The sequence below is a fragment of the Achromobacter sp. Bel genome (genome assembly GCF_012928505.1).
GTDB lineage: Bacteria > Pseudomonadota > Gammaproteobacteria > Burkholderiales > Burkholderiaceae_B > Achromobacter.
Genome location: NZ_JABBJN010000039.1, coordinates 1 through 26,012 on the forward strand (window position 1 = coordinate 1; position 26,012 = coordinate 26,012).

The 26,012-nt window shown below is 66.2% G+C and carries 26 protein-coding genes; 15 read left to right on the top strand and 11 right to left on the bottom strand.

Annotated elements, in window-relative coordinates; translation table 11 throughout:
* A partial coding sequence (locus HG262_RS21575) for a TetR/AcrR family transcriptional regulator (RefSeq protein WP_248293449.1) occupies positions 1 to 624 on the top strand: 624 nt, incomplete at its 5' end.
* Between the two features lie 151 nt (positions 625 to 775).
* Here HG262_RS21575 and HG262_RS21580 read toward each other — a convergent pair.
* Genes HG262_RS21580 through HG262_RS21595 form a run of 4 tightly spaced genes read right to left on the bottom strand, consistent with a single transcriptional unit; the run spans position 776 to position 4,906 of the window.
* Positions 776 to 2,080 (bottom strand): aspartate aminotransferase family protein, encoded by a 1,305-nt coding sequence (locus tag HG262_RS21580; protein ID WP_169272970.1) that lies wholly within the window; start codon positions 2,078 to 2,080, stop codon positions 776 to 778.
* 12 nt (positions 2,081 to 2,092) lie between these two features.
* Positions 2,093 to 3,145 carry a phosphotransferase gene (locus HG262_RS21585; RefSeq protein ID WP_169272971.1) on the bottom strand — a complete coding sequence of 351 codons (1,053 nt, stop codon included), beginning with the start codon at positions 3,143 to 3,145 and terminating at the stop codon, positions 2,093 to 2,095.
* A 10-nt stretch (positions 3,146 to 3,155) separates the two neighbouring features.
* On the bottom strand, positions 3,156 to 4,184 hold the full coding sequence (locus HG262_RS21590) for a histone deacetylase family protein (RefSeq protein WP_169272972.1): 1,029 nt from the start codon (positions 4,182 to 4,184) through the stop codon (positions 3,156 to 3,158).
* Entirely contained in the window at positions 4,181 to 4,906 is a 726-nt protein-coding gene (locus tag HG262_RS21595) for a GntR family transcriptional regulator (RefSeq protein ID WP_169272973.1), read from the bottom strand. Before HG262_RS21595 ends, HG262_RS21590 begins: the two co-directional genes overlap by 4 nt.
* A 166-nt stretch (positions 4,907 to 5,072) precedes the next feature.
* On the opposite strand from HG262_RS21595, the gene HG262_RS21600 reads away from it, so the two are divergent.
* From HG262_RS21600 to HG262_RS21625, 6 genes are all read left to right on the top strand, one after another.
* Positions 5,073 to 5,846 (top strand): class II aldolase/adducin family protein, encoded by a 774-nt coding sequence (locus HG262_RS21600; RefSeq protein WP_211187656.1) that lies wholly within the window; start codon positions 5,073 to 5,075, stop codon positions 5,844 to 5,846.
* A gap of 76 nt (positions 5,847 to 5,922) precedes the next feature.
* Positions 5,923 to 7,488 (top strand): ABC transporter substrate-binding protein, encoded by a 1,566-nt coding sequence (locus HG262_RS21605; protein WP_169272975.1) that lies wholly within the window; start codon positions 5,923 to 5,925, stop codon positions 7,486 to 7,488.
* A gap of 31 nt (positions 7,489 to 7,519) precedes the next feature.
* Positions 7,520 to 8,494 carry an ABC transporter permease gene (locus HG262_RS21610; protein WP_169272976.1) on the top strand — a complete coding sequence of 325 codons (975 nt, stop codon included), beginning with the start codon at positions 7,520 to 7,522 and terminating at the stop codon, positions 8,492 to 8,494.
* Positions 8,491 to 9,336: an ABC transporter permease gene (locus HG262_RS21615; protein WP_169272977.1), complete on the top strand. Its 846-nt coding sequence runs from the start codon at positions 8,491 to 8,493 to the stop codon at positions 9,334 to 9,336. The genes HG262_RS21610 and HG262_RS21615 overlap by 4 nt, the downstream gene beginning before the upstream one ends.
* Complete coding sequence (locus HG262_RS21620; protein ID WP_169272978.1) at positions 9,333 to 10,976, top strand: ABC transporter ATP-binding protein; 1,644 nt, start codon at positions 9,333 to 9,335, stop codon at positions 10,974 to 10,976. Before HG262_RS21615 ends, HG262_RS21620 begins: the two co-directional genes overlap by 4 nt.
* Positions 10,973 to 11,941 carry a glyoxylate/hydroxypyruvate reductase A gene (locus tag HG262_RS21625; RefSeq protein ID WP_169272979.1) on the top strand — a complete coding sequence of 323 codons (969 nt, stop codon included), beginning with the start codon at positions 10,973 to 10,975 and terminating at the stop codon, positions 11,939 to 11,941. The genes HG262_RS21620 and HG262_RS21625 overlap by 4 nt, the downstream gene beginning before the upstream one ends.
* 73 nt (positions 11,942 to 12,014) lie before the next feature.
* On the opposite strand, the gene HG262_RS21630 is transcribed toward HG262_RS21625, so the two are convergent.
* Together HG262_RS21630 and HG262_RS21635 are read right to left on the bottom strand one after the other, a co-directional pair.
* Positions 12,015 to 14,519: a heavy metal translocating P-type ATPase gene (locus HG262_RS21630; protein WP_169272980.1), complete on the bottom strand. Its 2,505-nt coding sequence runs from the start codon at positions 14,517 to 14,519 to the stop codon at positions 12,015 to 12,017.
* Between the two features lie 78 nt (positions 14,520 to 14,597).
* Entirely contained in the window at positions 14,598 to 14,765 is a 168-nt protein-coding gene (locus tag HG262_RS21635) for a hypothetical protein (protein ID WP_169272981.1), read from the bottom strand.
* 163 nt (positions 14,766 to 14,928) lie between these two features.
* Between HG262_RS21635 and HG262_RS21640 the strand changes: the two genes are divergently transcribed.
* Positions 14,929 to 15,240, top strand: coding sequence for a hypothetical protein (locus tag HG262_RS21640; RefSeq protein WP_248293450.1), 312 nt, complete (start codon positions 14,929 to 14,931; stop codon positions 15,238 to 15,240).
* Between the two features lie 16 nt (positions 15,241 to 15,256).
* Here HG262_RS21640 and HG262_RS31050 read toward each other — a convergent pair whose 3' ends face one another.
* Positions 15,257 to 15,478, bottom strand: coding sequence for a hypothetical protein (locus tag HG262_RS31050; RefSeq protein WP_248293451.1), 222 nt, complete (start codon positions 15,476 to 15,478; stop codon positions 15,257 to 15,259).
* On the opposite strand from HG262_RS31050, the gene HG262_RS31055 reads away from it, so the two are divergent.
* The 4 genes from HG262_RS31055 (at position 15,477) to HG262_RS21660 (ending at position 17,635) form a co-directional block, all read left to right on the top strand.
* The gene (locus HG262_RS31055; protein WP_248293452.1) at positions 15,477 to 15,656 is read left to right on the top strand and encodes a hypothetical protein; all 180 of its coding nucleotides are present in this window, start codon (positions 15,477 to 15,479) and stop codon (positions 15,654 to 15,656) included. The genes HG262_RS31050 and HG262_RS31055 overlap by 2 nt on opposite strands.
* A gap of 220 nt (positions 15,657 to 15,876) precedes the next feature.
* Entirely contained in the window at positions 15,877 to 16,356 is a 480-nt protein-coding gene (locus tag HG262_RS21650; protein ID WP_169272983.1) for a carboxymuconolactone decarboxylase family protein, read from the top strand.
* A 9-nt stretch (positions 16,357 to 16,365) separates the two neighbouring features.
* Positions 16,366 to 17,121, top strand: coding sequence for an SDR family oxidoreductase (locus HG262_RS21655; protein ID WP_169272984.1), 756 nt, complete (start codon positions 16,366 to 16,368; stop codon positions 17,119 to 17,121).
* 19 nt (positions 17,122 to 17,140) lie between these two features.
* Entirely contained in the window at positions 17,141 to 17,635 is a 495-nt protein-coding gene (locus HG262_RS21660) for an Ohr family peroxiredoxin (protein WP_169272985.1), read from the top strand.
* A 4-nt stretch (positions 17,636 to 17,639) separates the two neighbouring features.
* Here the strand turns inward: HG262_RS21660 and HG262_RS21665 are convergent, their stop codons facing one another.
* The 3 genes from HG262_RS21665 to HG262_RS21675 all read right to left on the bottom strand — a co-directional run bounded on the left by HG262_RS21665 (position 17,640) and on the right by HG262_RS21675 (position 20,216).
* Positions 17,640 to 18,635: a LysR family transcriptional regulator gene (locus HG262_RS21665; RefSeq protein ID WP_169272986.1), complete on the bottom strand. Its 996-nt coding sequence runs from the start codon at positions 18,633 to 18,635 to the stop codon at positions 17,640 to 17,642.
* Between the two features lie 160 nt (positions 18,636 to 18,795).
* The gene (locus HG262_RS21670) at positions 18,796 to 19,215 is read right to left on the bottom strand and encodes a cupin domain-containing protein (protein ID WP_169272987.1); all 420 of its coding nucleotides are present in this window, start codon (positions 19,213 to 19,215) and stop codon (positions 18,796 to 18,798) included.
* A 122-nt stretch (positions 19,216 to 19,337) separates the two neighbouring features.
* Positions 19,338 to 20,216, bottom strand: a complete 879-nt coding sequence (locus HG262_RS21675; RefSeq protein ID WP_169272988.1) for an RNA polymerase sigma-70 factor — start codon at positions 20,214 to 20,216, stop codon at positions 19,338 to 19,340.
* A gap of 305 nt (positions 20,217 to 20,521) precedes the next feature.
* On the opposite strand from HG262_RS21675, the gene HG262_RS21680 reads away from it, so the two are divergent.
* The 3 genes from HG262_RS21680 to HG262_RS21690 all read left to right on the top strand — a co-directional run bounded on the left by HG262_RS21680 (position 20,522) and on the right by HG262_RS21690 (position 23,190).
* A complete protein-coding gene (locus tag HG262_RS21680; RefSeq protein ID WP_169272989.1) occupies positions 20,522 to 21,433 on the top strand; it encodes an MBL fold metallo-hydrolase in 912 nt (303 codons plus the stop codon).
* Positions 21,434 to 21,625: 192 nt separating this feature from the next.
* Positions 21,626 to 22,816 carry an FAD/NAD(P)-binding oxidoreductase gene (locus tag HG262_RS21685; RefSeq protein ID WP_169272990.1) on the top strand — a complete coding sequence of 397 codons (1,191 nt, stop codon included), beginning with the start codon at positions 21,626 to 21,628 and terminating at the stop codon, positions 22,814 to 22,816.
* Positions 22,817 to 22,818: 2 nt separating this feature from the next.
* On the top strand, positions 22,819 to 23,190 hold the full coding sequence (locus HG262_RS21690) for a DUF1641 domain-containing protein (RefSeq protein ID WP_248293453.1): 372 nt from the start codon (positions 22,819 to 22,821) through the stop codon (positions 23,188 to 23,190).
* A 194-nt stretch (positions 23,191 to 23,384) separates the two neighbouring features.
* On the opposite strand, the gene clpB is transcribed toward HG262_RS21690, so the two are convergent.
* The gene (gene clpB / locus HG262_RS21695) at positions 23,385 to 25,991 is read right to left on the bottom strand and encodes an ATP-dependent chaperone ClpB (protein WP_169272992.1); all 2,607 of its coding nucleotides are present in this window, start codon (positions 25,989 to 25,991) and stop codon (positions 23,385 to 23,387) included.
* Between the last annotated feature and the right edge of the window lie 21 nt (positions 25,992 to 26,012).

The window sequence follows — 26,012 nt, forward strand, 5'->3', positions numbered from 1 at the left end:
GAACCCCCGCACGGACCGCGCGCCCGCATGCGCAAAACGCTGCTGGACGCGGCGCAGCAGTTGATGGCGCAGGGCATCACGCCGTCCGTCGCCGAACTCGCCGAACACGCGCGGGTTTCGCGCGCGACCGCCTACCGCTACTTCCCCAGCCAAAGCGCGCTGATCGCCGCCGTGGTGGATGAAAGCCTGGGGCCCATCCTGGCCTGGAATTCCGCGTCACCCGATGCCGCCACGCGCGTCGACGAACTGCTGCGCTTTGCCTTTCCCCGGCTGGAGGCGCACGAAGCCCCGTTGCGCGCGGCCATCATGGTGTCGCTGCAGCAGCATGCCGAAGCCAGCGCCGGCAAGACCGGCCTTGAGCCGCGCCTGGTGCGCGGACACCGGGTCGACATCCTGAAGCGCGCCATCGCCCCGCTGGCCGCGGACCTGACGCCGGCGCAGCAGGACCGCGTCGCGCAGGCGTTGTCGCTGGTGTATGGATCCGAGGTGTTCCTGGTGTTGAAAGACATCTGGCAACTGGCACTGCCGGAGATCACGGACGTGGTGCGCTGGACGGCCCAGGCCATCATCCGGCAGGCCCGCGCCGATGCGAATATGGACACGGATCCGGACGGCAAACCCTAGCGTCCGCCCATCCCGGCGGAGATGGCTTGCGCGGCGCAGCGCAGCGGGTCCAGGCATTGCCCCACCATCTGGTCCACCGAACGCACACCCTGGATCCACACCACGTTCACGCAGCCGTAGACACGCCCTGGCGCGTGGTCGGGCCCGCGGCTTACAGCGCGGCCAGCGTTTCGTCCAGCGCCGCCACCAGCCGGTCCGCATCAGCCGTCGAGAACGGCAGCGGCGGACGGATCTTCAGCGTGTTGGCGTGTTCGCCCGCGCTGCCCGTCAACACCTGACGGTCCCGCAGCCCGTTGACGACGCGCGCCGTGTGGGCGGTGGCGGGTTCGCGCGACTGCCGGTCGCGCACCAGTTCCACCCCGATGAACAAGCCCGCGCCGCGCACGTCGCCGATGATGTCGTGCTTGGCGGCCAGCGCGCGCAGGCGCGCCTGCAGATACGCGCCGACGCGCTCGGCGTTCTCCATCAGCTTTTCTTCTTGCACGGCGCGCAGCACCGCCAGGCCCGCGGCGGCCGACACGGGATTGCCGCCGAACGTATTGAAATACCGTCCATTGCGGCCGAAGGCCTCCAACACTTCCGGCCGCGCCGCCACGCCCGCCACGGGGTGGCCGTTGCCCAGCGGCTTGCCCATGGTGACCAGGTCGGGCGCTACGCCGTGCCGCATGAAGCCCCACATCGCCTGCCCGGTGCGGCCCATGCCCGCCTGTACTTCGTCCGCGATGAACAGGCCGCCTGCCGCGCGCACCGCATCCACGGCGCCGCCAAGAAACCCCGCCGGCGCGGCCTGGACGCCATCGCTTGAGAAAATCGTGTCGACCAGCAACGCCGCCGGCCGCAGGCCTTGCCGGCCCAGGTCTGCGATGGCGTCGCGCACCGCCTGCGCCAGCGCGGGGCCGACGCCGTCCAGCCCCTGCCGGTAGGTGTCCGGCGCGGCCACCGTGCGCACGGCCGGGCCCAGCGTCACGTAGCGTCCCAGCGACGGCGAAGCCTCTGCGATCGACAACGTGACGCCGTGGTACGCGAAACGGGTGACGATCAGGCCGGTGGCGCCGGTGTGCGCTTGCGCGATCCGCAGCGCCAGATCGTTCGCTTCGCTGCCGGTGCAGGTGAACATCACTTGCCCCGGTCCCGCCGGAAAGGTGGCGAGCAGGGCTTCGGCGTAGTCCAGCACGGTCTCGTGCACATACCGCGTGTGCGTGTTCAGGATGGACGCCTGCCGCGCAATCGCGTCGACCACGCCCGGATGGCAATGCCCAAGCGGCACGACGTTGTTGTAGGCATCCAGATAGGGCTTGCCTTGCGCGTCATACAGCCAGACGCCCTCGCCGCGCACCAGATGCACGGGCGACTCGTAGAACAGGCGGTAGGCCGGGCCCAGCAGGCGCTGGCGCCGCGCGATCAGGGCGGCGGTCGGGTCGATGGCCGGCTCGGCGGCAGTACTCGGCAAAGTCATGGAGGCGTCCTTTCATTGAAATCCGCAAGCCGCGCGCAACCGTTCCTGCGCATGCTCGCGGGCCATGCCGTCGCACGCTTGCAGGCGCGACCAGGACACGGCGTTGTTGCGCAGGATGTAGTCGCGGTTTTCCGGGTAGCGCGCGGCCCGCCAGCCGCCGATGGCGACCACCATCACCAGGCGCGCCATCATCAGGTCGAACAGGATGTCGACCTCGGCCTGCAGAAGCGGACTGACCTTGTGGTACGCCTCCACAAACCTGGCCGCCGGTTCAAGCAGCTCCGCGCCCGGCTCCAGCTGATAGGAGGCGGCCACCGCCACGTCATTGATCAGCGGCGCCCGCACCATGTCGCCGAAATCCAGGATGCCCGCGATCGTGTCGGGATCATGCGGATCGACCAACACGTTGTACAGGTTCAAGTCGTTGTGGATCGCCTGGGCGCGCAGGCCGCGCAACACCGGCTTCGCGTGGTTCGTGAAACGCGCCAGGGCGCGTTCAGCCAGCGCGCGGCGCGCCGGGTCGCCGATGTGCGCCAGCAAAGGCGCGACCTCATCGGTACGCTGGATGTCCCAGGGCAGATCCAATGCGCCAGCCGGATGCTCGAAGCCCCGCAGCGCCAGCCCCAGCCGGGCCAGGACGCGCGCCAGGTTGCCCCGCTGCGCGTCCGAGCGCGGCGCGTCCGGCAAGGGCCGCCCGGGCAGATAGGTGAACAGCCGCAGCACGCGCGGCGGCGCGTCAGGCGCCTGATACCAGACCGACGGCGCGCCGTCCGCCGCCGGCATCACGCGCTGCACGGGCAGGGAGGCATCCACGCGTTCGACATGCTGCAACGCCCTGGCCTGGAAATCGGCCACGCGCGGGTCTTCAGCGGGGTGCGAGAACTTCAGCACATACTCGCGGCCGCCGGCGGCGCGCAAATGAAAATTGCGGTCGCGCTCGCCGGTCAGCCGGCGCACCGCGGCATCCACGCCGAAGTGCTGCCGGGCCAATTGCGCGGCCCGCGCGTCATCGATGTCCGGCGACGCGGTGGCCAGCACGTCCTCGGCGCAGTCCTGATCCGTCATGGCGGCCTCCTCAAGCGGCGGATGCGAAGCCGCGCAGCGCGCTGGCAAGATTGGGGCCCAGGTCGTCGGACAGGTAGCCGCCTTCCTGCACCAGCACCGTGGGCAGGCCCAGGCCCGCCACTTCGGCCAGGATCGCGCCGAAACCCTCGGTCGTGACGGCCAGCCCCTTGTACGGGTCCCGTTCGTGCGCATCCAGGCCCAAGGCCACCACCAGGGCGCCCGGCGCAAAGGCCTTGATGTCCAGGAAGACGCGGCGCAGCGCGGCCAGATAGCCGGCGTCGCCCGTGCCGACCGGCAAGGGGCGGTTGATGTTATAGCCCAGCCCGTCGCCTTCGCCCGTTTCGTGTGCATGGCCCACGAAGAACGGCGTGGTGTTGTGCGCGTCCGCATGCATCGACACCGTCAGCACGTCGGGGCGGCGGTAGAAGATGCCCTGCGTGCCGTTGCCGTGGTGCACGTCCAGGTCCAGGATGGCCACGCGACGGTGCACGGCGCGCAGGTGCTGGGCGGCGATGGCCGCATTGTTCAGATAGCAAAAGCCGTTGGCGCGGTCCACATACGCATGGTGCCCGGGCGGACGGCACAGCGCATACGCGGCGCGTTCACCGTCCAGCACCAGTTGCGCCGCATGGGTCGCGCAATGCGCCGACCACGCGGCCGCCTCCCAGGTGCCGGCCCCGATGGGACACGCGGTGTCGCCCATGTGATAGCCGGCCAGCCCCACAATGTGATCCGGATACGTGCAGGGCTGCCCCGGAAACGGATGCACGTTGGCGACCACCTCTTCGGACGCGTCGGGCAATTCCTGCCACCTGGCATGGGCGGTTTCCAGGAAACGCAGGTACTGCGGCGTGTGGACGGCCGCGCGCGGCGCGGCGCCGTGGTCGGCCGGGGTGATGATCTCGTGCCCGTCGCGCTGCACGGCCGCCAACAGCCGGGCGCCGCGCTCGGGCTGCTCGTTGCTGCGCTTGACCTTGCCGCGCACGATGAAGAATTGCGGATCGTGAAGCTGATGCTTATCGCTATAGACGACTTTCATGGCTTGCCGCTGCCCCTTGGTTTTTCGCCCGCCGCGCCGTGCTGCGAGACGAACAGGTTGCGGACGTGCTCCCAGGCATCGTCCAGGTGAACCTTCATGCAGGCCTGCGCGGCCTGCACATCGCGCCGCGCCAACGCGTCCAGGATGGGCTGGTGCGTGGCCGCGACCATTTCCGGATCCTGGTAGACGTTGTCGATCAGCGAAATGATCATGCGCATTTCAGTCTGCGTACTGGAGAACAGGCGCAGCAGATACGCGTTGCCCGACAGTTCGCAGATCAGGGTGTGAAAGCTCAGGTCGAGTTCGATGCGACGGTGCTGCGGTGCGTCGGCAGCTTCGGCGATCATCAGGTCAAGCAACTGCGACAGGCGCGCCATGCCGGCCGCGTCCGCCTGCTCGCAGGCCGCCGCCACGGCGGTCATCTCCAGGCTCAGGCGGACCTGGAACAGGTCGTCGATCTCGCGCACGGACATCTCGCGCACGAAGAACCCGCGGCGCGGCTTGGATACGAGGATGCCCTGGCGTTCCAGACGGCGCGAGGCCTCGCGCACCGGCGCCCGGCTGATCGCCATCTGCCGGGCGATCTCAGCTTCGACCACGCGGCTGCCCGGCGGCAGCCTGCCTTGCACGATTGCCTGGGTGAGCCTGTCCTCCACCACGCCGACCAGGTCGGGGACATTGACGGATTCGAACGTACTGGAAGCGGCCGGGTTCTCGGTCATGGAATTCTCTATCAGGGTGATGAAAGACGGACTGCGCGTGAGCGGTATAACACCCCGTTTTTTTCCAGCATATCAGTGTTACTGCTAACTGTCGACAGTTGACGATAGGCACATAATGCCTCGCATCCGGCCGCTTCTGAAAGCCGATCTCAACGAGGACGCATCAATGGTCAATTCCCAGGAAACCGCGCCGCAAACGATGAGCGCGGCCGAGCAGACAGTTCGCCACGACCTGGCGGCGTGCTACAGGCTGATCGCCCATTTCGGCATGGACGACAGCATCTACACGCACATTTCGGCCCACGTGCCCGGCGAGCCGGGGGTATTCCTGATCAATCCCTACGGCCACCTGTTTCGTGACATCACCCCGGAATCGCTGGTCAAGGTCGGCATGGACGGCCGGCCGGTGGCCCCCACGCCCTACGACGTCAATCCCGCCGGGTTCACCATCCACAGCGCGGTACACGGCGGGCGCCCCGAAGTCGGTTGCGTGCTGCACACCCATACGGTCGCGGGTGTGGCGGTGTCGTCGCTGGCCTGCGGACTGCAGCCGGTGAATCAATGGGCGCTGCAGTTCTACAACCGCGTCGCTTACCACGACTACGAGGGCATCGCCCTGGACCTAGAAGAACGCGAACGGCTGGTGGCGGACCTGGGGCCGCATAAGGTCATGATCCTGCGCAACCACGGCCTGCTGACCACGGGCGCCACGGTCGCCGAAGCCTTCATCCTGATGCTCAACCTGGACCGCGCGTGCCGGGTGCAGTTGGCCATCCAATCGACCGGCCAGGCGACCTACCCGGTCAGCCCGCAAGTCAGCGAACGCACCGCGCGCCAGTACGCCAGCGGCGACACCAACCGCTTGCCCGGCGCGCCCGACCCCAGCGAACGCGAATGGCGCGCGCTGCTCAAGCTGGTCGAACGCCCGTCCGCCGCCTGACCGGCCCCACCGCCGTCCCCGCCTTTCCCGCCCCCATTTTTTTTCCGCCTCGGCGGCCCGTCACCAGGAGAACCCCATGAATCGACGCGACTTTCTGATCGCCAGCGCCGCCACGGCCGGATGGTGGAGCGGCAGCGCCGCCCTGCCCGCCTGGGCCGCGGCCGCCCGCAACGGCGTGCTGAACATCGCCGTGCAGCCGGAGCCGCCCGGGCTCATGCTGGGCATCATCCAGAACGGCCCCACCCAGATGATCGGGGGCAACATCTACGAAAGCCTGCTGCGCTACGACGAAAAACTGGCGCCCATGCCCGGCTTGGCCACGTCCTGGACCGTCAACGACACGGCCACCGTCTACACCTTCAAGCTGAAGGAAGGCGTGCTATGGCACGACGGCAAGCCCTTCAACGCGCATGACGTGGTGTTCAGCGTGGACCAGTTCCTGCGCAAGACCCATGCGCGGCTGCGCGCCGGCCTGGCCTTCGTGGACAGCATCAAGGCGCTGGACGACCACACTGTGGAATTCCGCCTGCCACGCCCCTTCGGCCCGTTCCTGGGCCTGTTCGAAGTCGGCACGATGCCCATGGTGCCGCGTCACATCTACGAAGGCACCGACTACCTGAGCAATCCGGCGAACAACACGCCCATCGGCACCGGCCCCTACAAGTTCAAGGAATGGCGCCGCGGCTCGTTCATCCAGCTGGTCCGCAACGATCAGTACCACGAGGCCGGCCTGCCCAGCGTGGAAACGGTCTACTTCCACGTCATTCCCGACGCCGCGTCGCGCGCTGCCGCCTTCGAATCCGGCAAGCTGGACATCCTGCCCGGCGGCACGGTCGAGTACTTCGACATCGAGCGCTTGAAGAGCCTGCCCAACGTCGAGATCACCACCAAGGGCTGGGAGTTCTTCGGCCCCCACTCGTTCATGTGGCTGAATAACCGCCACCCCGTGCTGGCCGATGTGCGCGTGCGCCGAGCCATCATGTATGCGCTGGACCGCGAAGCCATGCGCAATGTGGCCTGGTACGGCTTCGGCAAGGTCGCGACCGGCCCCTTCAACAGCACCGTCCGCTACCACACCGACGAGGTCACCCGCTATCCGCGCGACGTGGCGCGCGCCAAGCAATTGCTGAAAGAAGCCGGCTACAAGGGCCAGACCCTGCGCCTCCTGCCGCTGCCCTATGGCGAGACCTGGCAGCGCTTCGCCGAAATCGCGCGGCAGAACCTGGCCGAGGCCGGCATCAAGCTGGAAATGACCGCCACCGACGTGGCCGGCTGGAGCGAAAAGACCGCCAACTGGGACTACGACATCGCCTTCTGCTACCTGTACCAGTACGGCGACGCGGCGCTGGGCGTCAGCCGCAACTACCTCAGTTCCACGATCGCCAAGGGCTCGCCCTGGAACAACGTCGAGGGCTACAGCAACCCGAAGATCGACGACCTGTTCGAACGCGGGTCGCGCGAGGCCGACCCGCAAGCCCGCCGCAAACTGTATGAAGAAGCCCAGCGCATCCTGGTCGACGACGTACCGGTGGCCTGGCTGCTTGAACTGCAATTTCCCACGCTGTACCGCAACAACATCAAGAACCTGATCAATTCGGGCATCGGCATGAACGATAGCCTGGCGCGCGCCACGCTGGCCTGAGCCGCGACGACCCAGACAGGGGGAATGCCTCATGAAGAAACTTGCTTATCTGATGCGCCGCATCGTCCAGGGCCTACTGGTGCTGGCCCTGATCGCAGTCATCAATTTCCTGCTGATACGCGCCGCGCCCGGCGACCCGGCCGCCGTCATGGCCGGGGAAGCCGGCGCGACCGACGAAGTCTTCATGGCGCAGTTGCGGGAACGCTTCGGGCTGGACAAGCCCTTGCCCCAGCAGTTGGCGAATTATCTGTCGCACGCCGCACGGCTGGACCTGGGGGACTCCTACCGCCAGCAGCGCCCGGTGATGAGCCTGATCGCCGAACGGCTGCCGGCCACGCTACTGCTGACAATGACGGCCTTCGTGGTCTCGTTGACGATGGGGGTGGCGCTGGGCGCCTGGACCAGTGCCCGCGCGGGAACATGGGTGGACAGTCTGGTCAGCACGCTGTCCATGCTGTTCTACGCCACCCCGCTCTTCTGGCTGGCGCTGATGGGGGTGCTGCTGTTCTCCGTCAAGCTGGAATGGCTGCCGGGCTTCGGCTTCGAGACGGTGGGCGCCGGGCATGCGGGGCTGGCGCGCGCCGCCGACATCGCCAGCCACCTGGTGTTGCCCGCCGCCACGCTGGCGCTCTTCTACATGGCGGTCTATGCCCGGATGACGCGTACCGCCATGCTTGAGGTCGCGCAGATGGACTTCGTGAAGACCGCCCGCGCCAAGGGTTTGTCTGCGCGACGCATCCAGCGGCGCCACATCCTGCGCAATGCGCTGCTGCCGGTCATCACGCTGGCCGGCATCCAGGCCGGTTCCATGGTGGGCGGCACCGTGCTCATCGAGACCGTGTTCGCGTGGCCCGGCATCGGCCGCCTGATGTTCGATGCCCTGGTGCAGCGCGACTACAACCTGCTGCTGGGCACGTTCCTGATTACGGCCGCCCTTGCCGTGGCGTTCAACATCATCACCGACCTGCTCTACACGTTGGCCGACCCGAGGATCGAACTGCAATGAACAACGGATTCTGGCGGCGCTTCCGCCGCAACAAAGGGGCCGTGGCCGGCCTGGCCGTGATGGCGGCGGTGCTGCTACTTGCCCTGACCGCCCCGCTGATCGCCGCGCACGACCCCTGGGCCATGGTGCAGCGCCCGTTCCTGCCCCCGCTGGATATCGCGGGCCTGCCGTTCGGCACCGACACCCTCGGCCGGGACATCGGTTCGGGGCTGGCCTACGGCGCCCGCATCTCGCTGCTGATCGGGCTGATCTCCACCTTGGCCGGCCTGCTGATCGGCGTCTCGATCGGCGCATTGGCGGGCTATTACGGCGGCTGGATCGACAACAGCCTGATGCGCTTCACCGAGCTGTTCCAGGCGATCCCCAGCTTTGCGCTGGCCATCGTGCTCGTGGCGATCTTCCAGCCGTCGGTGGGGTCCATCGTGACCGCCATCGCGCTGGTGTCGTGGCCGCCCGTGGCCCGCCTGGTGCGCAGCGAATTCCTGACGCTGCGCCACCGCGACTTCGTCCATGCCGCGCACCTGGCGGGCGAATCAAACCTGCGCATCATCATCACGCAGATCCTGCCCAACGCCGCCGCCCCCATCGTCGTCATGGGCTCGCTGATGGTGGCCACCGCGATCCTGCTGGAATCCAGCCTGAGCTTCATGGGTCTGGGCGACCCCAACGTCATGAGCTGGGGCTACATGATCGGCGCCGCGCGCACTGCGCTTCGGCAGGCCTGGTGGATCAGCCTGTTCCCCGGCATCGCCATCCTGCTGACCGTGCTGGCGCTGAACCTGATCGGCGAAGGCCTGAGCGACGGCCTGAACACCCGCCTGGACGCAAGGAGCCGCGCATGACCGACTCCACTTCCCTTCTGGACATCCGGGGCTTGAGCATCCAGCTGCCGGCCGGCGCCGACCGCGCCCTGGCCGTCAAGGAAGCCAGCCTGTCCATCGCCAGCGGCGAAACGCTGTGCATCGTGGGCGAAAGCGGCTCGGGAAAATCCATGATTGCCAACGCAGTCATGGGCCTGTTGCCCCAGCCTTTGGTGCGCCCCGTCGCGGGCAGCATCGTCTTCCAGGGCCATGACCTGCTGACCCTGCCCGAACCGCAGTGGCGCGCGCTGCGCGGCAACCGCATCGGCATGATCTTCCAGGACCCGATGTCGGCCCTGAACCCCGTCATGCGCATCGGCGACCAGCTGGAAGAAGCGCTGGACGCGCACCTGAAACTGTCTTCCGCCGACAAGCGCGCACGCATCATCGCGGCCTTGACCGACGTGCGCTTGCCGGACCCGGCAGCCATCGCCGCCAGCTATCCGGGCCGGCTGTCCGGCGGACAGCGCCAACGCGTCATGATCGCCTGCGCGCTGATGCTGGAGCCCGCGCTGCTGATCGCCGACGAACCCACCACCGCCCTGGACGTGACCACCCAGGCGCAGATCCTGGACCTGATCCGCGATCTGCAGGCCAAGCGCGGCACCGCCGTGCTGTTCATCACGCACGACTTCGGCGTGGTGTCGCAGATTGCCGACCGCGTGGCCGTCATGCAGCTGGGCCAGATCGTCGAGGCCGGCACCGCCGACCAGGTGCTGGGCCATCCGCGCCATGACTACACGCGCAAGCTCATCGCCGCCATTCCCCATGGAATGCCCGCTGTTGGCGCCGCCGCCGCGCAACACGCGGTGCTGCTGGACGTGCGCGACGTAAGCAAGACCTATGTTTCCGGCGGCGGCCTGTTCCGGCGCGGCCGGGAAACCCCGGCCATGCGCGGCATCAGCTTCAGCCTGCGGCGCGGTGAAGTATTGGGGCTGGTCGGAGAATCCGGGTCCGGGAAATCCACATTGGGTCGGTGCATTGCGGGATTGCTGGCCCAGGACAGCGGCCAGATCCTGTTCAACGGCAAGGTCCGCGGCGCCCAGGGCGGCGCGCGGCCCGAACCCGGCCGCATCCAGATGGTGTTCCAGGACCCGCAGGCATCGTTGAATCCGCGGCATACCGTGGGCCGTTCGATCATGGCCGGCCCCCTCGCCCAAGGCATGGCGCCCGCCCACGCTCAGGCGCGCGCGGCCGAACTGCTGCAGCTGGTCGGGCTTAGCCCGGACGCCGTCAAACGCTACCCGCATGAATTCTCCGGCGGCCAGCGCCAGCGCATCGGCATCGCCCGCGCGCTGGCGTCAGACCCCGAGTTGATCGTGGCCGACGAACCCGTTTCGGCGCTGGACGTGTCGGTTCAGGCGCAGGTCCTGGCCCTGTTCGCCAGCGTGCGGGAACAGTTCAAGCTCAGCATGCTGTTCGTCACCCACGACCTGCGCGTCGCGGCGCAGATGTGCGACCGCATCGCCGTCATGCAGCAAGGCCGCATCATCGAATGCGGCCCCGCCGCGCAGATCATCCAGGAGCCCGAACAGGCCTACACGCGCGAACTGGTACAGGCGGTGCCTGATTTCACCCGCATCGTCTCCGGACGCCACGGGCGCGAGGCGGCCGTCGCATGAACGCCCCGCACCCCTCCTCCGTGCGGCCGCCCTGCATCGCCCTGCTCAGCCGCGTGCTTGACATGCGTTACCTGGTGCCGGCCTTCCAGGCGCTGCGCCCCGATATCGCCTGGCGCACCGCCGACAACCTGGGCGTGCCCGAAGACATCGACGCCGCCGTCTGTTGGCTGCCGCCCGCCGGCCTGCTGCGCACGCTGCCCAACCTGCGCCTGATCCAATCGATCGGCGCGGGCGTGGACCACATCTACGCCGACTCCGCCCTCCCGACCGATGTGCCGGTCTGCCGCATCGCCGAAACCGGCATGGCCGACGGCATGACCACCTACGTGACCTGGGCGGTCATCAACCACCACCGCCACTTCCCCGACTACGTCCGCAACCATGCGCAGGGCCTGTGGCGCGAAAGCCCCATCGTGCCGCCGTCCGCGCACCGCGTCGCCATCGCCGGGCTGGGCCGGCTGGGCATGAAGGCGGCAAGCACGCTGGCCGCACTGGGCTATCCCGTTTCCGGCTGGAGCCGCACCCCCAAACCCGATCTGCCTGCGGGCGTCACGGGCTATCACGGGGCGGACGGGCTGCCCGCGCTGCTGGCCAACGCCGACACGCTGGTGTGCCTGCTGCCGCTGACAGGCGAAACGCGCGGGTTCCTGAACGCCGCGACCTTCGCCCAACTGCCCAAGGGCGCCCATGTCATCAACGCGGGGCGCGGCGAACATCTGGACGCGCAAGCCCTGCTCGATGCGTTGGACGCCGGCCAGCTTTCCTACGCAACGCTGGACGCCACCCCCGAAGAACCGCTGCCCGCCGACCACGCGCTGTGGCGCCACCCGCGCGTCCTGGTCACGCCGCATATCGCCACCCGCACGCCGGCAGCGGCTATCGCCGCGCAAACCTTGGAGAACCTGAGCCTTGTGCAATGCGGAAAGCGCCCCGACACTTGCGCGGACGCCACGCTGGGGTATTGATGCCCGTGAGCCGAAAAGCGCCGCGGCCGAACTGCGTGTCCCTCACAGCCGGCCGCGATCAGACGTTACGGGGTCATCCATGGGCGGTTTCGGATGCCGTCGCCAGCGGCGGTTGGAAGCGGCGCAGGCGCAGCGCGTTGCCCAGCACGAAGACGCTCGACATCGCCATGGCGCCTGCGGCGAAGACCGGCGACAGCAGCACGCCCCAGGTGGGATACAGCGCACCGGCGGCCACGGGGATCAGCGCCGTGTTGTAGGCAAAAGCCCAGAACAGGTTCTGGCGGATGTTGCCGATGGTGGCTTTCGACAGCGCGATGGCGTTGGGCACGCCCAGCAGGTTGCCGGACATCAGCACGACATCGGCGGACTCGACTGCCACGTCGGTGCCGGTGCCGATGGCCAGGCCCACGTCGGCCTCTGCCAGCGCCGGCGCATCGTTGATGCCGTCGCCGACGAACGCAATCTGGCCATGCGCCGCCCTCAGCCGGCACACTGCCTCCACCTTGCCTTCCGGCAACACCTCGGCCACCACTTCATCGATACCCAATTGCTTGGCGATGGCCTGGGCCGTACGGGCGTTGTCGCCCGTGATCATGGCCACCTTCAGGCCAAGCTGGTGCAACGCCGCGATAGCCCCGGGCGTGCTGGGCTTGATCGGGTCGGCAACGGCGATGATGGCGGCCAGCCGGCCATCGATCGCGGCATACAGCGGCGACTTGCCCTCGTCGCCCAGCCGCTCGGCGGTTTGCGCAAAGCCACCCACGTCCAGGCCCAGTTCACGCATGTAGCGGTCAGCGCCCACTTCCACGCGGGCGCCGCCCACCGTGGCGCGCACGCCCATGCCCGTGACCGACTCGAAATCCGTCATGGCCGGCAACGCGGCGCCGTCTTCCACGGCGGCGTCGACAATGGCGCGGGCGATCGGATGCTCTGACCGCGATTCCACCGCGGCCACCTTCGCCAGCACCTCGTTGCGATCAAAGCCGGCAGCGATTTCCAGATCGGTCAGGACCGGGCGGCCTTCCGTCAACGTGCCGGTCTTGTCCACGGCCACCACCTGGGCATCCTTGAGCAATTGCAGCGCCTCGCCCTTGCGGAACAGCACGCCCATCTCGGCGCCTCGGCCGGTGCCGACCATGATGGAGGTCGGCGTCGCCAGACCCATGGCGCAAGGGCAAGCGATGATCAGCACCGCCACGGCATTGACCAGCGCAAAAGTCAGCGCAGGCGACGGTCCGAACATGAGCCACACCAGGAAGGTCAGCACGGCGGCGACCATCACCGCCGGCACGAACCACAGCGTCACCTTGTCGACCACCGCCTGGATCGGCAGCTTGGAGCCTTGGGCCTGTTCGACCAGGCGGACGATCTGCGCCAGCATGGTCTGCCCGCCCACGGCGGTGGCGCGCAGCGTCAGCGCGCCCTTCTGGTTGACGGTTCCGCCGACGACGGCGCTGCCTGCCTGCTTCTCGACGGGGATGGGCTCGCCGGTGATCATCGATTCGTCCACGAAGCTGCTGCCCTCGATCACTTCGCCATCGACCGGCACCCGCTCGCCGGGCCGGACTTCCACCCTATCGTCCAGGACCACGTCGTTGATCGGAATGTCCACGATATGGCCATCGCGCAAGACGTGCGCGACCTTGGCCTGCAGGCCGACCAGACGCTTGATCGCCTCGGACGTGCGTCCCTTGGCGCGGGCCTCCAGATAACGGCCCAGCAGGATCAGCGCCACGATGACGGCAGCCGCCTCGTAGTAGACGTTCACGGTCCCGGCCGGCAGTAGCCCCGGGGCAAACGTGGCCACCAGCGAATAGCCGAACGCGGCCGCGGTGCCAACCGCGACCAGCGAATTCATGTCCGGGGCCAGGCGGGCCAGCGCCGGAAAGCCCTTCAGATAGAAGCGCCGGCCCGGCACGGCCAGCACCAGCAGCGTCAGCGCGAACTGCAAATACCAGCTCTCCTGGATGCCGATGGTGTGCATGACCCATTCGTGCATGCCGGGGATGAGGTGCGAGCCCATTTCCAGCACGAACACGGGAAAGGCCAACACGCTGGCCAGGACCAGGTCGCGCTTGAGTTCCGCTCGTTCGGCATCCTTCTTTTCCGCGGCAGCCGCTTCGGCCTGCGCGCCGGTATCGACGGGACGCGCCTCGTAACCGGCCTTCTCGATGGCCGCGATCAGGTCTGGCACCGCGGCCACGCCGTGCACCGTGGCGCGTTCGGTCGCCAGGTTCACCGTGGCCTGCGTGACGCCGGGCACCGCCTTCAGCGCCTTCTCGACGCGGCCCACGCACGACGCGCAGGTCATGCCTCCAACCGCCAGCTCAACAGCGCCGGCAGGCACGTCGTAGCCCACCTTTTCGACCGCCTGGATCAACGCCATGCGATCGACCGGCCCCACCGCGACGATATCCGCGCGCTCGGTGGCCAGGTTCACGGAAACCTTGCCGACGCCCTCGACCTTGGTCAGAGCGGCCTCGACCCGGCCCACGCAACTTGCGCAGGTCATGCCCTCGATAGGCAGGCTTATCGTGGCTGCAAAGGCGCGAGCGTCACGGGTACTTGGCATGCTCATGGCTTGCTCCCATCGTTCAAAGTAGGCATAAGGGATACGTTAAAGCTTCCAACCTTGGGAAGGTCAAGCGCATGTTTTTTATCTCACCGGGCCGGACGCAGCTTGCTCTTGTGGCGTGAACAACCCGTCGATCAGCACCATCGCTGCATCGGCGTGCAGGCCATGGTACTTTCCGCCTGCGAAGTGGCGGTCTTCTGGCCGCACCCAGGCACGGTAAGCCTTCACGCCGCCGGACACTGACTTCATGCCGTTTCGGGAGATTGGGAATATGGTGCGCAAGTGCAAGGCGTTGGCGAATGTGAAAGCGAAGGCCGGCCGGGCCGCCGCATTGGCCGTTGCAGGCTTATTGAGCGGATGTTCCGTGTCTTCCGGGCTATGCGACGCGTTCGGGCCCAGCAAGCATGCGTCCATGGCGATTCCCCAAGACGCCTCGGTAGAAGAGGTTTTCGCATGCATCGATCAGGAGATCACCGCAGGCGCCGATCGCAGCTCCCTTGTTGAAAGGGGCTACGCGGTCCGGGATCCTGAGGCGGGCATGCTCGAGACCGAGCACTACAGCACGCCCAACGTCTCCGGCTTCCGCCTGAGGGCCGAGGTGTCGAAGAAGGCATCCCGGCTGGATCTCTCGTTGCGGGGCGCGGGCGCCTACTGCACGGATCTTGGCGTCGACCACGAAATGTCGAAGCTGAAGTCAGGCGTGTCCCGTTGCCTTCAGCGTTGAGGATGACGCCAGACCTTCAGCGGCAGGGTTCCGCTGGCAACGCGTAGCCGATCGTGATGGCGTTGACCGGAACCTCCTTGAACGCGACCGCGGCGGCGCTATCAAATCGGGTCTCGCAGTTGAACTTCCTGTTGACCACGTAATCCTGGCCCGCGGCTTTCTTCCTGTGCGCCTCCCATTGGTCCGCGGCATCTGCCGCCTTGCCACCCGCCAGCACCATTTCCATCAGCACCTCCATGCCGCCCGCCGAACGCGCCGGGCATGATGGGTTGCCCGGCCTTGGGCGCGTACTCGCCGATGAAGCTGTGCAGATCGGCCTCGCAGCCGTTGGCCAGTTCCATCCGCAGCGCCGATACCTTGCCATTGCCGATCGTGGCCGTGATCTGGCATTCCTGAACGCGGAATACATGCGTTAGTGTGCTCATGCGGCCTGCGCACCGCGCCGATCGGCGGCAATTTCCAGGCGTCAAAATTCTACCGCGAGCCACCATTGTTGCCATTGCGGCAACACCATGGTCCCTTGGCCGGGTCTTCTGTCGATCTTCATGCGGACCTACGATTTGGGCGTGGTTCACGCATACGCAGCCCCCCGGTCCGCACCGCCGAAACCCGTCCACCCACATCAAGGAATCCATCATGAGTCAACGCCTGAACGCCTTTGCCCAATCGCCCGAGCTTTTCAAGAAATTCGTCGAATTCGGCATGCTCTTGAGATCCGGCGCGATCGAGCAGCCGATCCTGGATCTGATCGAGATCCGCGCCTCGCAAATCAACGGCTGCGGGTTTTGCCTGGACATGCACGTAAAAGAGGCCAAGATCCACGGCGAACGCGAACTGCGCCTGCATCACGTTGCGATCTGGCGCGAATCCACCGAGTTCTCGCCGCGCGAGCGCGCCTGCCTGGCCTGGACCGAAGCCCTGACGACGTTGGGTGCGCACGGTGTGCCCGACGAAACCTATGAGCGCGTGCGGGCTGAACTGTCGGAAAAAGAAATCTCGGACCTCAGCTTCGCCGTCATGGCGATCAACGGCTGGAACCGCCTGAACGTCGGCTTCAAGACCGTTCCCGGTTCGGCCGATAAGGCCTATGGCCTGGACAAAGCCAAGTTCAACTAAGGACTCGTCATGAAAACCCTCGTCATCGGCGGTACGGGCCTGATCGGCTCCAAACTCGTCAAGCTCCTTATCGAACGCGGCCATGACGCCATTGCCGCATCGCCCGCCACGGGTGTGAATACGATCACGGGCGAAGGCCTGGATGTCGCGCTGGCCGGCGTCGACACCGTCGTCGACGTGGCCAACTCCCCTTCATTCGAAGATAGGGCCGTGCTGGAATTCTTCCAGGTTTCGGGCCGCAACCTGCTGGCGGCGGAAGCCCGCGCCGGCGTGCGCCACCACGTGGCGCTATCGGTGGTGGGCACCCATCGTCTGGCCGAAAGCGGATACTTCCGAGGCAAGATCGCCCAGGAGCAACTGATTGTGGCCGCCGGCATCCCGTACACCATCGTTCACAGCACGCAATTCTTCGAATTCCTGGGCGGCATCGTGCAATCGGGCACCCAGGGCGACGAAATTCGGCTGTCCCCGGCCTTTGTGCAGCCCATCGCATCCGACGATGTGGCGCAGGCCATGGCCGATGCCACCTTGGCGGCGCCCGTGAACGGCACGGTGGAAATCGCTGGCCCCGAACGGGTACGCCTGGCCGAGCTGGTCCAACGTTACCTGCGGAAAACCGGAGACGCGCGCAGGGTGCAAACGGACCCGGGCGCACGCTACTTCGGCGCATTGCTCGACGACGACACCCTGGTGCCGGGATCGGGGCCGCGCCTGGGCAAGATCGACTTCGAGACCTGGTTCAGCCAATCGGGCGCAAAAAAATAGCAGCAGGAGGAGGTCCTTCATGCGCAAACTGCGGCCCCCTCCCCTGACGCTCCTGGACAAGTACCGGGGGCCGGATTTCCTTCCCCTGTACACGACCAGCGTGACGGTGCGCGGCGGCGAGGCCGCGCACGGCCGCGCATCCGGCATCGCCATTTCGGACGACGGCGAACTGCTGGTGGAACTGCGGCTGCCGGTGGAACTGGGGGGGCCGGGCGGCGGCACCAATCCCGAACAGCTGTTCGCTGCCGGCTATGCGGCGTGCTTCCACGGCGCGCTAAGCATGTTGGCGGCGCGCGCCGGCCTGTCCATTCCTGATGCCTCCGTGACCGCCACGGTATCGTTCGGCCGCGACCCCATCGATGGCTTGTTCACGGTCACTGCGGACATCAACATCCACCTGCCCGGCGTCATCAAGGCCATGGCCGAAGAGCTGGTGCGCAACACCGAACGCCTGTGCCCGTATTCCAAGATGGCGCAAAACGGAATCGAAAGCGTGGTCGTGCTGACGCAATAGCGGTTTACGCAGATTTCAACAGCAAACTATCCAGGATCTGGAAGTCCCCCGCGCGGATGCCTTCGGTCATGTAGTCGATGAAGACGCGCATGCGCGCCGGCAGGTGCTCCCGGCTCAGGAAACACAGGTAATGCCCGCGGTCGTCCGGCGCGTATTGCGGCAGGCACGCGACCAGGTTGCCCGCGCGCAAGTGATCACAGACCTGGTAGCCCGCCATCTGCGCAATGCCGTGGCCCTCCAGCACCGATTGCAGCACCAGATCCGCGTCGTTGAACGTCAGCATGGCGGGCGGCGCAACCTTGCGCAACTGGCCGTTCACCTTGAATTCCCACTCGTAAATGCGCCCCGACGCGAACAGGAAGTTCACACAATGGTGGCCGGCGATTTCCTCGACGCTGCCAGGCAGCCCATGCTTGGCAGCATAGGCGGGCGACGCGCATAGCATCATCTGCATGGGAATCACTTTCTTGGCAATCACGCGGCTGTCTTCCATCCGGCCATTGCGGAACGACACGTCGACGCGGTCGGTTGTGAAGTCGGTAGGCCCGTCATCCAGCAACAGTTCGACCGAGATATTCGGGTTGGCCGCGCGGAACCCATCCAGCAGCGGTGCGACGACTTTGCGGCCGAAACCCACCGTGGCGCACACGCGCAATAACCCCGAGGGCGGACCTTCGCGCAGGTCCCGCATGTCGTCCAGCGCCCGAATGATCTGCGCCACGCCGGGATGGCACTGATCATAGAAGCGTTTGCCCTCAACGGTCAGCGAGGTGTTGCGCGTAGTGCGAACGAACAGGCGGATGCCAAGCTGGTCTTCCAGTTTTTGCACACTGCGGCTGACGGCGGACCGGCCGATGCCCAGCCGGTCGCCCGCCTTGGCAAAGTTGCCTTCGACGGCGACGGCGATGAACGCCATGACACCGGCATAGCTGGTGGCGAAGCTGTCGGCCAGGGAATCTGGTCCGTTGGCCGGAAGGGAAGCGGAGACGGGTGTCGGCATGATGGCGGCGTCGCAAAGTAGGTTGATCCTACCGTTAAGACGGCGCACCCTGCCGCTTTGTGACATCGGACACAAAAAAGCTGGCCTTTCCGGGAGGAACGGCCAGCTTTCGACGCCATGGCGCCCGGCGTCCCGGGCCGGCGTCGAACGTCATTCGTCCCTATTTCACCAGCGTGAGGACGGGCGCCCCCTGCTTCTTGACCAGGACGACCAGAAACCTGGCCGGCTGGGTCTGGCTGGCATTGCGGCCCACGGTGTGGACGTCGTGCGGGCCTTCGTAGAACGTCTGGCCGGGGGTCAGCGTTACCTCCTTGCCGCCTTTGACCTGCATGACGATGCTGCCTTCCAGCACATAGACGAAGCTGTGGGCGTCGTGACGGTGGACCGGATCGACCGCGCCGGGCGGATAGTCGACGACGATCATCAGCGCGTCCTTGCCGGGAATGTCCGGCAGATCCTTGCTCATCAGCTCCGTGACTATCGCGTCGGGCGGCGTCGCGCCGGAAGCGGCGTGGGCAAGCGGGCTCAGCAGCGCTACCGTGGCGATAAGGGGCAACCCGAACTTCAAGATCTTCAACATGGCCTGTCCTTGGCGGCGTGATGGAAATCCCATCGTAGGAGCGCCGGCCACGCCGCGGTAGATCCGCGGAAGGGATCACCATGTTGCCCAGCACGCACCAACGCCCGCGCAGGACGCCGGGGTCAGCGTTGTGCCAGCGCCGCCGCGATGCGCGCGAGCTTGTCCGGATTGCGCTGCACCAGGACCCGCGTCAGGCGTTCACCGTCCGTTTCGTAGGACTGGACCGATTCAAGCTGGCCATCGATGAAACGCAACAGGGTCCATTGGCCGTTCACCTGGACCACGTCGGTGCGCAGCCCGTCGCGGAACCGGCGCTTGCCGGCGTAGAACAGCTGCGCCAGGCGTTTGCCACCCACCAGGCTGGCAAAGCTGGAGACCTTGCCGCCGCCGTCGCCGATAAGTTCAGCGTCGTCGCTCAACAGCGCATGCAGGCCGTGGAAGTCGCTGCGCTGCATCGCGTCGGCAAAGGCGTGCAACAGGCGCTGCAACGTCGCCCGAGGCACGGCCTCGCGCGGCGCGCCCTGGCGCAACTGCAGCTTGGCCCGCCGCACAAGCTGGCGGACCGCGGCCTGGGTCTTGTCCAGTGTCAGCGCAATGTCTTCATAGTCGGCGTCGAACACCTCGCGCATCAGGAATGCCGCACGGGCGTCCGGCGAAAGACGTTCCAGCATGTACAGGAAGGCCACCGACACATCGTCGGCGTGTTCGTGGATCTGTTCCGGCGTGGCGGGCGCGGCCATCAGCATCGGTTCAGGCAGCCAGACGCCCACGTAATTCTCCCGTTCGGCCTTGGCGGCGCGCAAACGGTCGATGGACAGCCGGGTGGTGGCAGTGACCAGCCAGGCTTCGGCATTGTGCACGGCGGCACGGTCGGTGCCGTGCCAACGCAACCAGGCTTCCTGCACCACGTCTTCCGCCTCGGCGACGGCACCCAGCATGCGGTAGGCGATCGCGTACAGGCGGGGACGATGACGCTCAAAACAGTGCGCGGGGTCGGTCATGGAGTGGGTCAACGCCAAGGGAGGCGAACCGGAAGAAGCGTATTCTGCCGCAGCCGCATAGCGGCGACAAGCGCACGCGTGCGAGGCTTGCCCGGGTTCTCCTGTACCCGGCCGCATGGACTACCGCGCAATGACCGTCGGAACGAGTTCCGGTGCGCAGCGATGCGTCAGGGCATTGGTGCGCGGCGCACAACAGCGTGCTTCCCGCCGCGGATCTACCGGGCTCAAGGCCCCATCTCTACGATGGCTCCACTCTCCACGCAGAGGCCTCCCCCCGACTCTCACCACACCAGGAGCATCCCCATATGACCGCCAACACCTTCACCATCACTGACGGCACGCCTGTCGATCTGGTGCCCTCCCGCTACGCCTTGCGGATCGGCGACATCGACGCGCTGGTGGTCAGCGACGGCGTGCTGCCGCTGCCCACCGCCACGATGGCCACCAATGCAGACCCTGCCGACCTGGCGGACTGGCTCAGCCACATGTTCATGCCGCCCGACGCGTTCGACTGGCCCTTGAACGTGATGGTGGCCCGCAGCGGCGACCAGACCATCCTGATCGACGCCGGGCTGGGCGGGCAATTCCCCGGCTTCCCGCGCGCGGGGCAATTCCCCCAGCGCCTGGCGTCCGCCGGCATTCCACTGGAATCCGTGACGGACGTGATCATCACTCATATGCACATGGACCACGTGGGCGGGTTGCTCGTGGCCGGCGTGAAGGAGCGCCTGCGTCCTGATGTGCGCATCCACGTGTCGGCAACCGAAGTCGCGTTCTGGACCTCACCCGATTTCACCCGAACCGTCATGCCCAAACCCGTGCCCGACGTGCTCCGCTCAACCGCCACCGCTTTCTACAACGAGTACCGTGACCGCTTGTGCATCTTCGAGGACAGGCATGAAGTTGCGCCGGGTGTAATCGTGCGCCTCACAGGCGGCCACACGCCGGGACACAGCGTGGTTGACCTGGTGTCGGGCGGCGAGCGGCTGACCTTCGCCGGCGACGCCATGTTCCCGGTGGGGTTTGACCATCCCGACTGGCACAACGGCTTCGAGCATGATCCCGATGAATCGGCCCGCGTTCGCATCGGCCTTTTCCAGGAGCTGGCCGAGAACGGCGGGCTGCTGGTGGCTGCCCATTTGCCGTTCCCGTCCGTCGGTCGGGTCGCCGTCAATGGCGACGCCTTCCGCTGGGTCCCGGTCATCTGGGATTACTGACCGGGTCCACCGCTTAACGGCAGCGCTCTGCCGGCAATCCGTCGCCAATCGTGATGGCGTCGGCCTCGGCAACGGGACCGAACCGGGGTCGGCGGCATCCGCCGGCGATTTAATTGACCTTCTTACCCGCCGTTGGTACATATAGATGCGCAACTGCACTTGATTCCTGATTATTCTCACCGGAGGATTTTTATGAGCAAGCGAATTGTTGTCGTAGGCGGTGGGGTTGGCGGCACCATGCTGGCCAACCAATTGGTCTCCAAGCTATACCCCGAGGTGTCGCGAGGCGAGGTCAGCATCACGTTGTTGTCGGATTCCCCTGACCATTACTACAAGCCCGCCTTCATGTATGTGGCCTTCAATCTTTTCTTCCAGGAAGAGTTGAAACGCCCGGAGCGTTCCCTGTTGCGCCCCGAGATCCATTTCCACGTCGATAAAGTCACGCGGTTTGAATTCAACAGCCAGGAATTGCTGACACAACAGGGCAAGCGCTACGGCTATGACTACCTGGTCATCGCCACGGGTTGCATCCCTGCGCCCGAGCGCATAGAAGGCCTGAAAGAAGCCGGCGATCATTTCTACCAGTACGCGCCTGCTCGCCAGTTGGCCAACCGGCTGTCCAAGATCGAGAAAGGCCGGATCTTCATCAGCGTCACCTTCCCGAAGACGCCGAACGTGCCGCACCAATGCGGTATCGCGCCCATTGAAACCACCCTGATGCTGGACGACTACTTGCGCCGTCGCGGCGTGCGCGACAAAGTCGACATCATCTACACCTACCCCACCACGTCGCAACTCCTGCGCAACTGCCTGTTCCTGCAACAACCCACTTGCGAGGTGCTGCCCGCCATCTTCGAGCAGCGCGGCATCACGTTCCAGCGCGGTTTCACGCTGGCGCGCGTGGACCCCGAGGCCCGCGTCGCCTATTCCGCGGAAGGCGGCGAGCAGCCGTTCGACATCCTGATGGCGACGCCGCCCATACGCGCCGTCGATGCCGTGCTGGAGTCAGGCATATCCCAAGCGGAGGACAACGAAGGCTGGCTGCCGACAGACCACGAGACCATGCAGGTGTATGGGTTGCGCAATGTCTACGTCATCGGCGATACGGTGGACCTGCCGGTCAGCAAAGCGGGCGGCTCGTGCCATAACCAGGCGCCCGTCATCGCCAACAACATCGCGGGCGAAATCCGCCTGGGCCACCCGTGCAGCGCCTACGAAGGCCGTGTGCAGGCGGTTGCTCAGATGGGTCTGAACGCGGGCATGCCCCTCTGGTACGACTACACCCATGACGTGCAGCCCACCCCGCCCACGAAACTGGGCGGACTGCTTCGGCATGGATTCAACCGAGGGCTTTACTGGGCGGTCGCAAGGGGAATGCTATGAACATGAATACCCACGATGAAACGCTGCAGGCGCTGGCCGGCAAACTGCGGCCGCTTGTCGACAGCCAACGGCTGGACAACATCGTCGACCTGATCTCGCTGACTTCCGACCTGGTGGATCTGCTGGATCAGCCCATGGTCGAAAAGCTTGGATTGCTGTCCGAACAAGCGGCGGGCGCCGCATGGACGGCCGCCAACAGCGTGCGCGCCGCCCATGCGCAAACGCTGGCAGAAGCGCATCCCCCCAGCCTGCTTGGCCTGCTGGCGCTACTGCGTGACGAAGACACGCGACGCGGAGTGGCGCTGGTGCTGCGCTCGCTGCAGAGCGTGGGGCGGCAGATGGGTGCGCAGCGGGCCGATTACATCGCCCCCTGAACTGGCGCGCCAAGGACAAGCCACTCACTCACCTTCCCGCCCGGCACGTAAATCCCTCAACCCCCATTCCAACTGGCGCCATCGCCAATGGTGGTCGCGCATCCGTCCCGGATGTCCGCCATGGCTGAATCGGCACCGCCGCCGCGCGGGACGCGGCAAAAAAAAGCCCGGCTTGCGCCGGGCTTTCTTGCGGGTTACTGCAAGGTTCGGGTGAAGACAAATTCGCCGTCCTGCCAATCCACCGGCACCACGTCGCGTGGGCCGAACTTGCCTTCCAGGATCAGGCGAGCCACCGGGTTCTCGATCTGCTGCTGGATGGCGCGCTTCAAGGGGCGCGCGCCAAACACCGGATCGAAGCCAGAGCGGGCCAGTTCCGCCAGGGCGGACTCGGTGACTTCCAGGCGCATCTCCTGTTTTTCCAACCGTGCGCCAAGACGGCGCAGCTGGATGCGGGCGATGGACTCGATGTGCTGAGCCTCCAGTCCGTGGAACACGACTACTTCGTCGATACGGTTCAGGAACTCGGGCCGCAGGGTCTGCTTGAGCTCGCCCCACACCACTTCCTTGACCACGTCGTACGGCTGGCCGGCCAGGCTCTGGATGTGATGCGAACCCAGGTTCGACGTCATCACGATCACCGTGTTGCGGAAGTCCACCGTACGGCCCTGGCCATCGGTCAGGCGGCCGTCGTCCAGCACTTGCAGCAGCACGTTGAACACGTCCGGATGGGCCTTTTCCACTTCATCCAGCAAGATCACGCTGTACGGCTTGCGGCGCACGGCCTCGGTCAAGTAGCCGCCCTCTTCGTAGCCCACGTATCCGGGCGGTGCGCCGATCAGCCGCGCCACCGAATGCTTTTCCATGAACTCGCTCATGTCGATGCGGATCAGGTGCTCTTCGGAATCGAACATGAATTCGGCCAACGCACGCGTCAACTCGGTCTTGCCCACGCCGGTCGGGCCCAGGAACAGGAACGAACCGTAAGGCCGCGCCGGGTCCGCCAGGCCGGCACGCGAACGCCGGATGGCATCGGAGACCAGGCGCACGGCCTCGTCCTGACCCACCACGCGCTTGTGCAGGAATTCTTCCATGTGCAAGAGCTTTTCGCGCTCGCCTTGCATCATCTTGGACACGGGGATGCCCGTGGCCCGCGACACGACTTCGGCGATTTCCTCGGCGCCGACACGGGTGCGCAGCAGACGCGGGCGGGATTCGTCGCCCTCGGCATTTTCAGCGGCTTGCGCGGCCCCCACTTCGGCGGCCTTCAGGCGCGACTCCAGGTCGGGCAGCTTGCCGTATTGCAACTCGGCCAATTTGTCGAACTGGCCCTTGCGCTGCAATTCGGCCATTTCGGCGCGCACGCTGTCGATCTCTTCCTTGATGGCCTGCGTGCCTTGCACGGCCGCCTTTTCGGCCTTCCAGATTTCCTCGAAGTCGTTGTATTCGCGTTGCAGCTTTTCCAGTTCGTCTTCGATGACGCCCAGGCGGCGCTTGGACGCGTCGTCGGTTTCCTTCTTGACGGCTTCGCGCTCGATCTTCAACTGGATGATGCGGCGATCCAGCTTGTCCATCACTTCCGGCTTGGAGTCGATTTCCATGCGGATACGCGCACCGGCCTCGTCGATCAGGTCGATGGCCTTGTCGGGCAGGAAGCGGTCGGTGATGTAGCGGTGCGACAGCTCGGCCGCGGCCACGATGGCCGGGTCGGTGATCTCGACGCCGTGGTGGATCTCATAGCGTTCCTGCAACCCGCGCAGGATGGCGATGGTGGATTCCACATCGGGTTCGTCGACCAGCACCTTCTGGAAGCGCCGCTCCAGCGCCGCGTCCTTTTCGATGTACTTGCGGTATTCGTCCAGCGTGGTGGCGCCGATGCAATGCAGCTCGCCGCGCGCCAGCGCCGGTTTGAGCATGTTGCCCGCGTCCATCGCACCTTCGGCCTTGCCCGCACCGACCATGGTGTGCAGCTCGTCGATGAAGACGATGTTGCTGCCGTCGTCCTGGCCCAGCTCTTTCAGCACGGCCTTCAGGCGTTCTTCGAATTCGCCGCGGAACTTGGCGCCCGCCAGCAGCGCGGCCAGGTCTAGCGACAGCACGCGCTTGCCGCGCAGGCTCTCGGGCACTTCGTCGTTGACGATGCGTTGCGCCAGGCCTTCGACGATGGCGGTCTTGCCCACGCCAGGTTCGCCGATCAGGACCGGATTGTTCTTGGTGCGGCGCTGCAGGATCTGGATGGTGCGGCGGATTTCGTCGTCGCGGCCGATCACCGGATCCAGCTTGCCCTGGCGGGCGCGCTCGGTCAGGTCCATGGTGTACTTGGACAGCGCTTCGCGGTTGGATTCGCCTTCGGCGCCGGACACGTTTTCACCGCCGCGCACGGCGTCGACCGCGGCTTCAAGGGCTTTTTTCTGCAGGCCTGCCTCACGCAGGATGCGGCCGGCCTCGCCCTTGTCGTCGGCCACCGCCAGCAGGAACAGTTCGCTGGCGATATAGGTGTCGCCGCGGCGGGCGGCCTCCTTGTCGGTGCGGGTCAGCACCGCGTTCAGATCGCGGCCGACCTGCACGTTGTCGTCGCCCTGCACTTGCGGCAGCGCCTTCATCGCGCTTTCCAGCGCGGGTTGCAAGCGGTTGACCGCTACACCGGCGCGCGCCAACAGGCTGCCCGCGCCGCTATCCGGATCGGACAGCAAGGCGGAGAGCACGTGGACGGGCTCGATATAGGGATGGTCGTTGCGGGCGGCCAGACTTTGGGCGTCGGCCAGGGCTTGCTGGAACTTGGTAGTCAGTTTGTCGAATCGCATAATGGTCGTTTGGCTTGTTGG

Coding starts and splice junctions, on each gene's coding strand:
- HG262_RS21580 (WP_169272970.1), bottom strand. CDS start 2,080: ATGACTTTGCCGAGTACTGCCGCCGAGCCGGCCATCGACCCGACCGCC.
- HG262_RS21585 (WP_169272971.1), bottom strand. CDS start 3,145: ATGACGGATCAGGACTGCGCCGAGGACGTGCTGGCCACCGCGTCGCCG.
- HG262_RS21590 (WP_169272972.1), bottom strand. CDS start 4,184: ATGAAAGTCGTCTATAGCGATAAGCATCAGCTTCACGATCCGCAATTC.
- HG262_RS21595 (WP_169272973.1), bottom strand. CDS start 4,906: ATGACCGAGAACCCGGCCGCTTCCAGTACGTTCGAATCCGTCAATGTC.
- HG262_RS21600 (WP_211187656.1), top strand. CDS start 5,073: ATGGTCAATTCCCAGGAAACCGCGCCGCAAACGATGAGCGCGGCCGAG.
- HG262_RS21605 (WP_169272975.1), top strand. CDS start 5,923: ATGAATCGACGCGACTTTCTGATCGCCAGCGCCGCCACGGCCGGATGG.
- HG262_RS21610 (WP_169272976.1), top strand. CDS start 7,520: ATGAAGAAACTTGCTTATCTGATGCGCCGCATCGTCCAGGGCCTACTG.
- HG262_RS21615 (WP_169272977.1), top strand. CDS start 8,491: ATGAACAACGGATTCTGGCGGCGCTTCCGCCGCAACAAAGGGGCCGTG.
- HG262_RS21620 (WP_169272978.1), top strand. CDS start 9,333: ATGACCGACTCCACTTCCCTTCTGGACATCCGGGGCTTGAGCATCCAG.
- HG262_RS21625 (WP_169272979.1), top strand. CDS start 10,973: ATGAACGCCCCGCACCCCTCCTCCGTGCGGCCGCCCTGCATCGCCCTG.
- HG262_RS21630 (WP_169272980.1), bottom strand. CDS start 14,519: ATGAGCATGCCAAGTACCCGTGACGCTCGCGCCTTTGCAGCCACGATA.
- HG262_RS21635 (WP_169272981.1), bottom strand. CDS start 14,765: ATGAAGTCAGTGTCCGGCGGCGTGAAGGCTTACCGTGCCTGGGTGCGG.
- HG262_RS21640 (WP_248293450.1), top strand. CDS start 14,929: ATGGCGATTCCCCAAGACGCCTCGGTAGAAGAGGTTTTCGCATGCATC.
- HG262_RS31055 (WP_248293452.1), top strand. CDS start 15,477: ATGCCGCCCGCCGAACGCGCCGGGCATGATGGGTTGCCCGGCCTTGGG.
- HG262_RS31050 (WP_248293451.1), bottom strand. CDS start 15,478: ATGGAGGTGCTGATGGAAATGGTGCTGGCGGGTGGCAAGGCGGCAGAT.
- HG262_RS21650 (WP_169272983.1), top strand. CDS start 15,877: ATGAGTCAACGCCTGAACGCCTTTGCCCAATCGCCCGAGCTTTTCAAG.
- HG262_RS21655 (WP_169272984.1), top strand. CDS start 16,366: ATGAAAACCCTCGTCATCGGCGGTACGGGCCTGATCGGCTCCAAACTC.
- HG262_RS21660 (WP_169272985.1), top strand. CDS start 17,141: ATGCGCAAACTGCGGCCCCCTCCCCTGACGCTCCTGGACAAGTACCGG.
- HG262_RS21665 (WP_169272986.1), bottom strand. CDS start 18,635: ATGCCGACACCCGTCTCCGCTTCCCTTCCGGCCAACGGACCAGATTCC.
- HG262_RS21670 (WP_169272987.1), bottom strand. CDS start 19,215: ATGTTGAAGATCTTGAAGTTCGGGTTGCCCCTTATCGCCACGGTAGCG.
- HG262_RS21675 (WP_169272988.1), bottom strand. CDS start 20,216: ATGACCGACCCCGCGCACTGTTTTGAGCGTCATCGTCCCCGCCTGTAC.
- HG262_RS21680 (WP_169272989.1), top strand. CDS start 20,522: ATGACCGCCAACACCTTCACCATCACTGACGGCACGCCTGTCGATCTG.
- HG262_RS21685 (WP_169272990.1), top strand. CDS start 21,626: ATGAGCAAGCGAATTGTTGTCGTAGGCGGTGGGGTTGGCGGCACCATG.
- HG262_RS21690 (WP_248293453.1), top strand. CDS start 22,819: ATGAATACCCACGATGAAACGCTGCAGGCGCTGGCCGGCAAACTGCGG.
- clpB (WP_169272992.1), bottom strand. CDS start 25,991: ATGCGATTCGACAAACTGACTACCAAGTTCCAGCAAGCCCTGGCCGAC.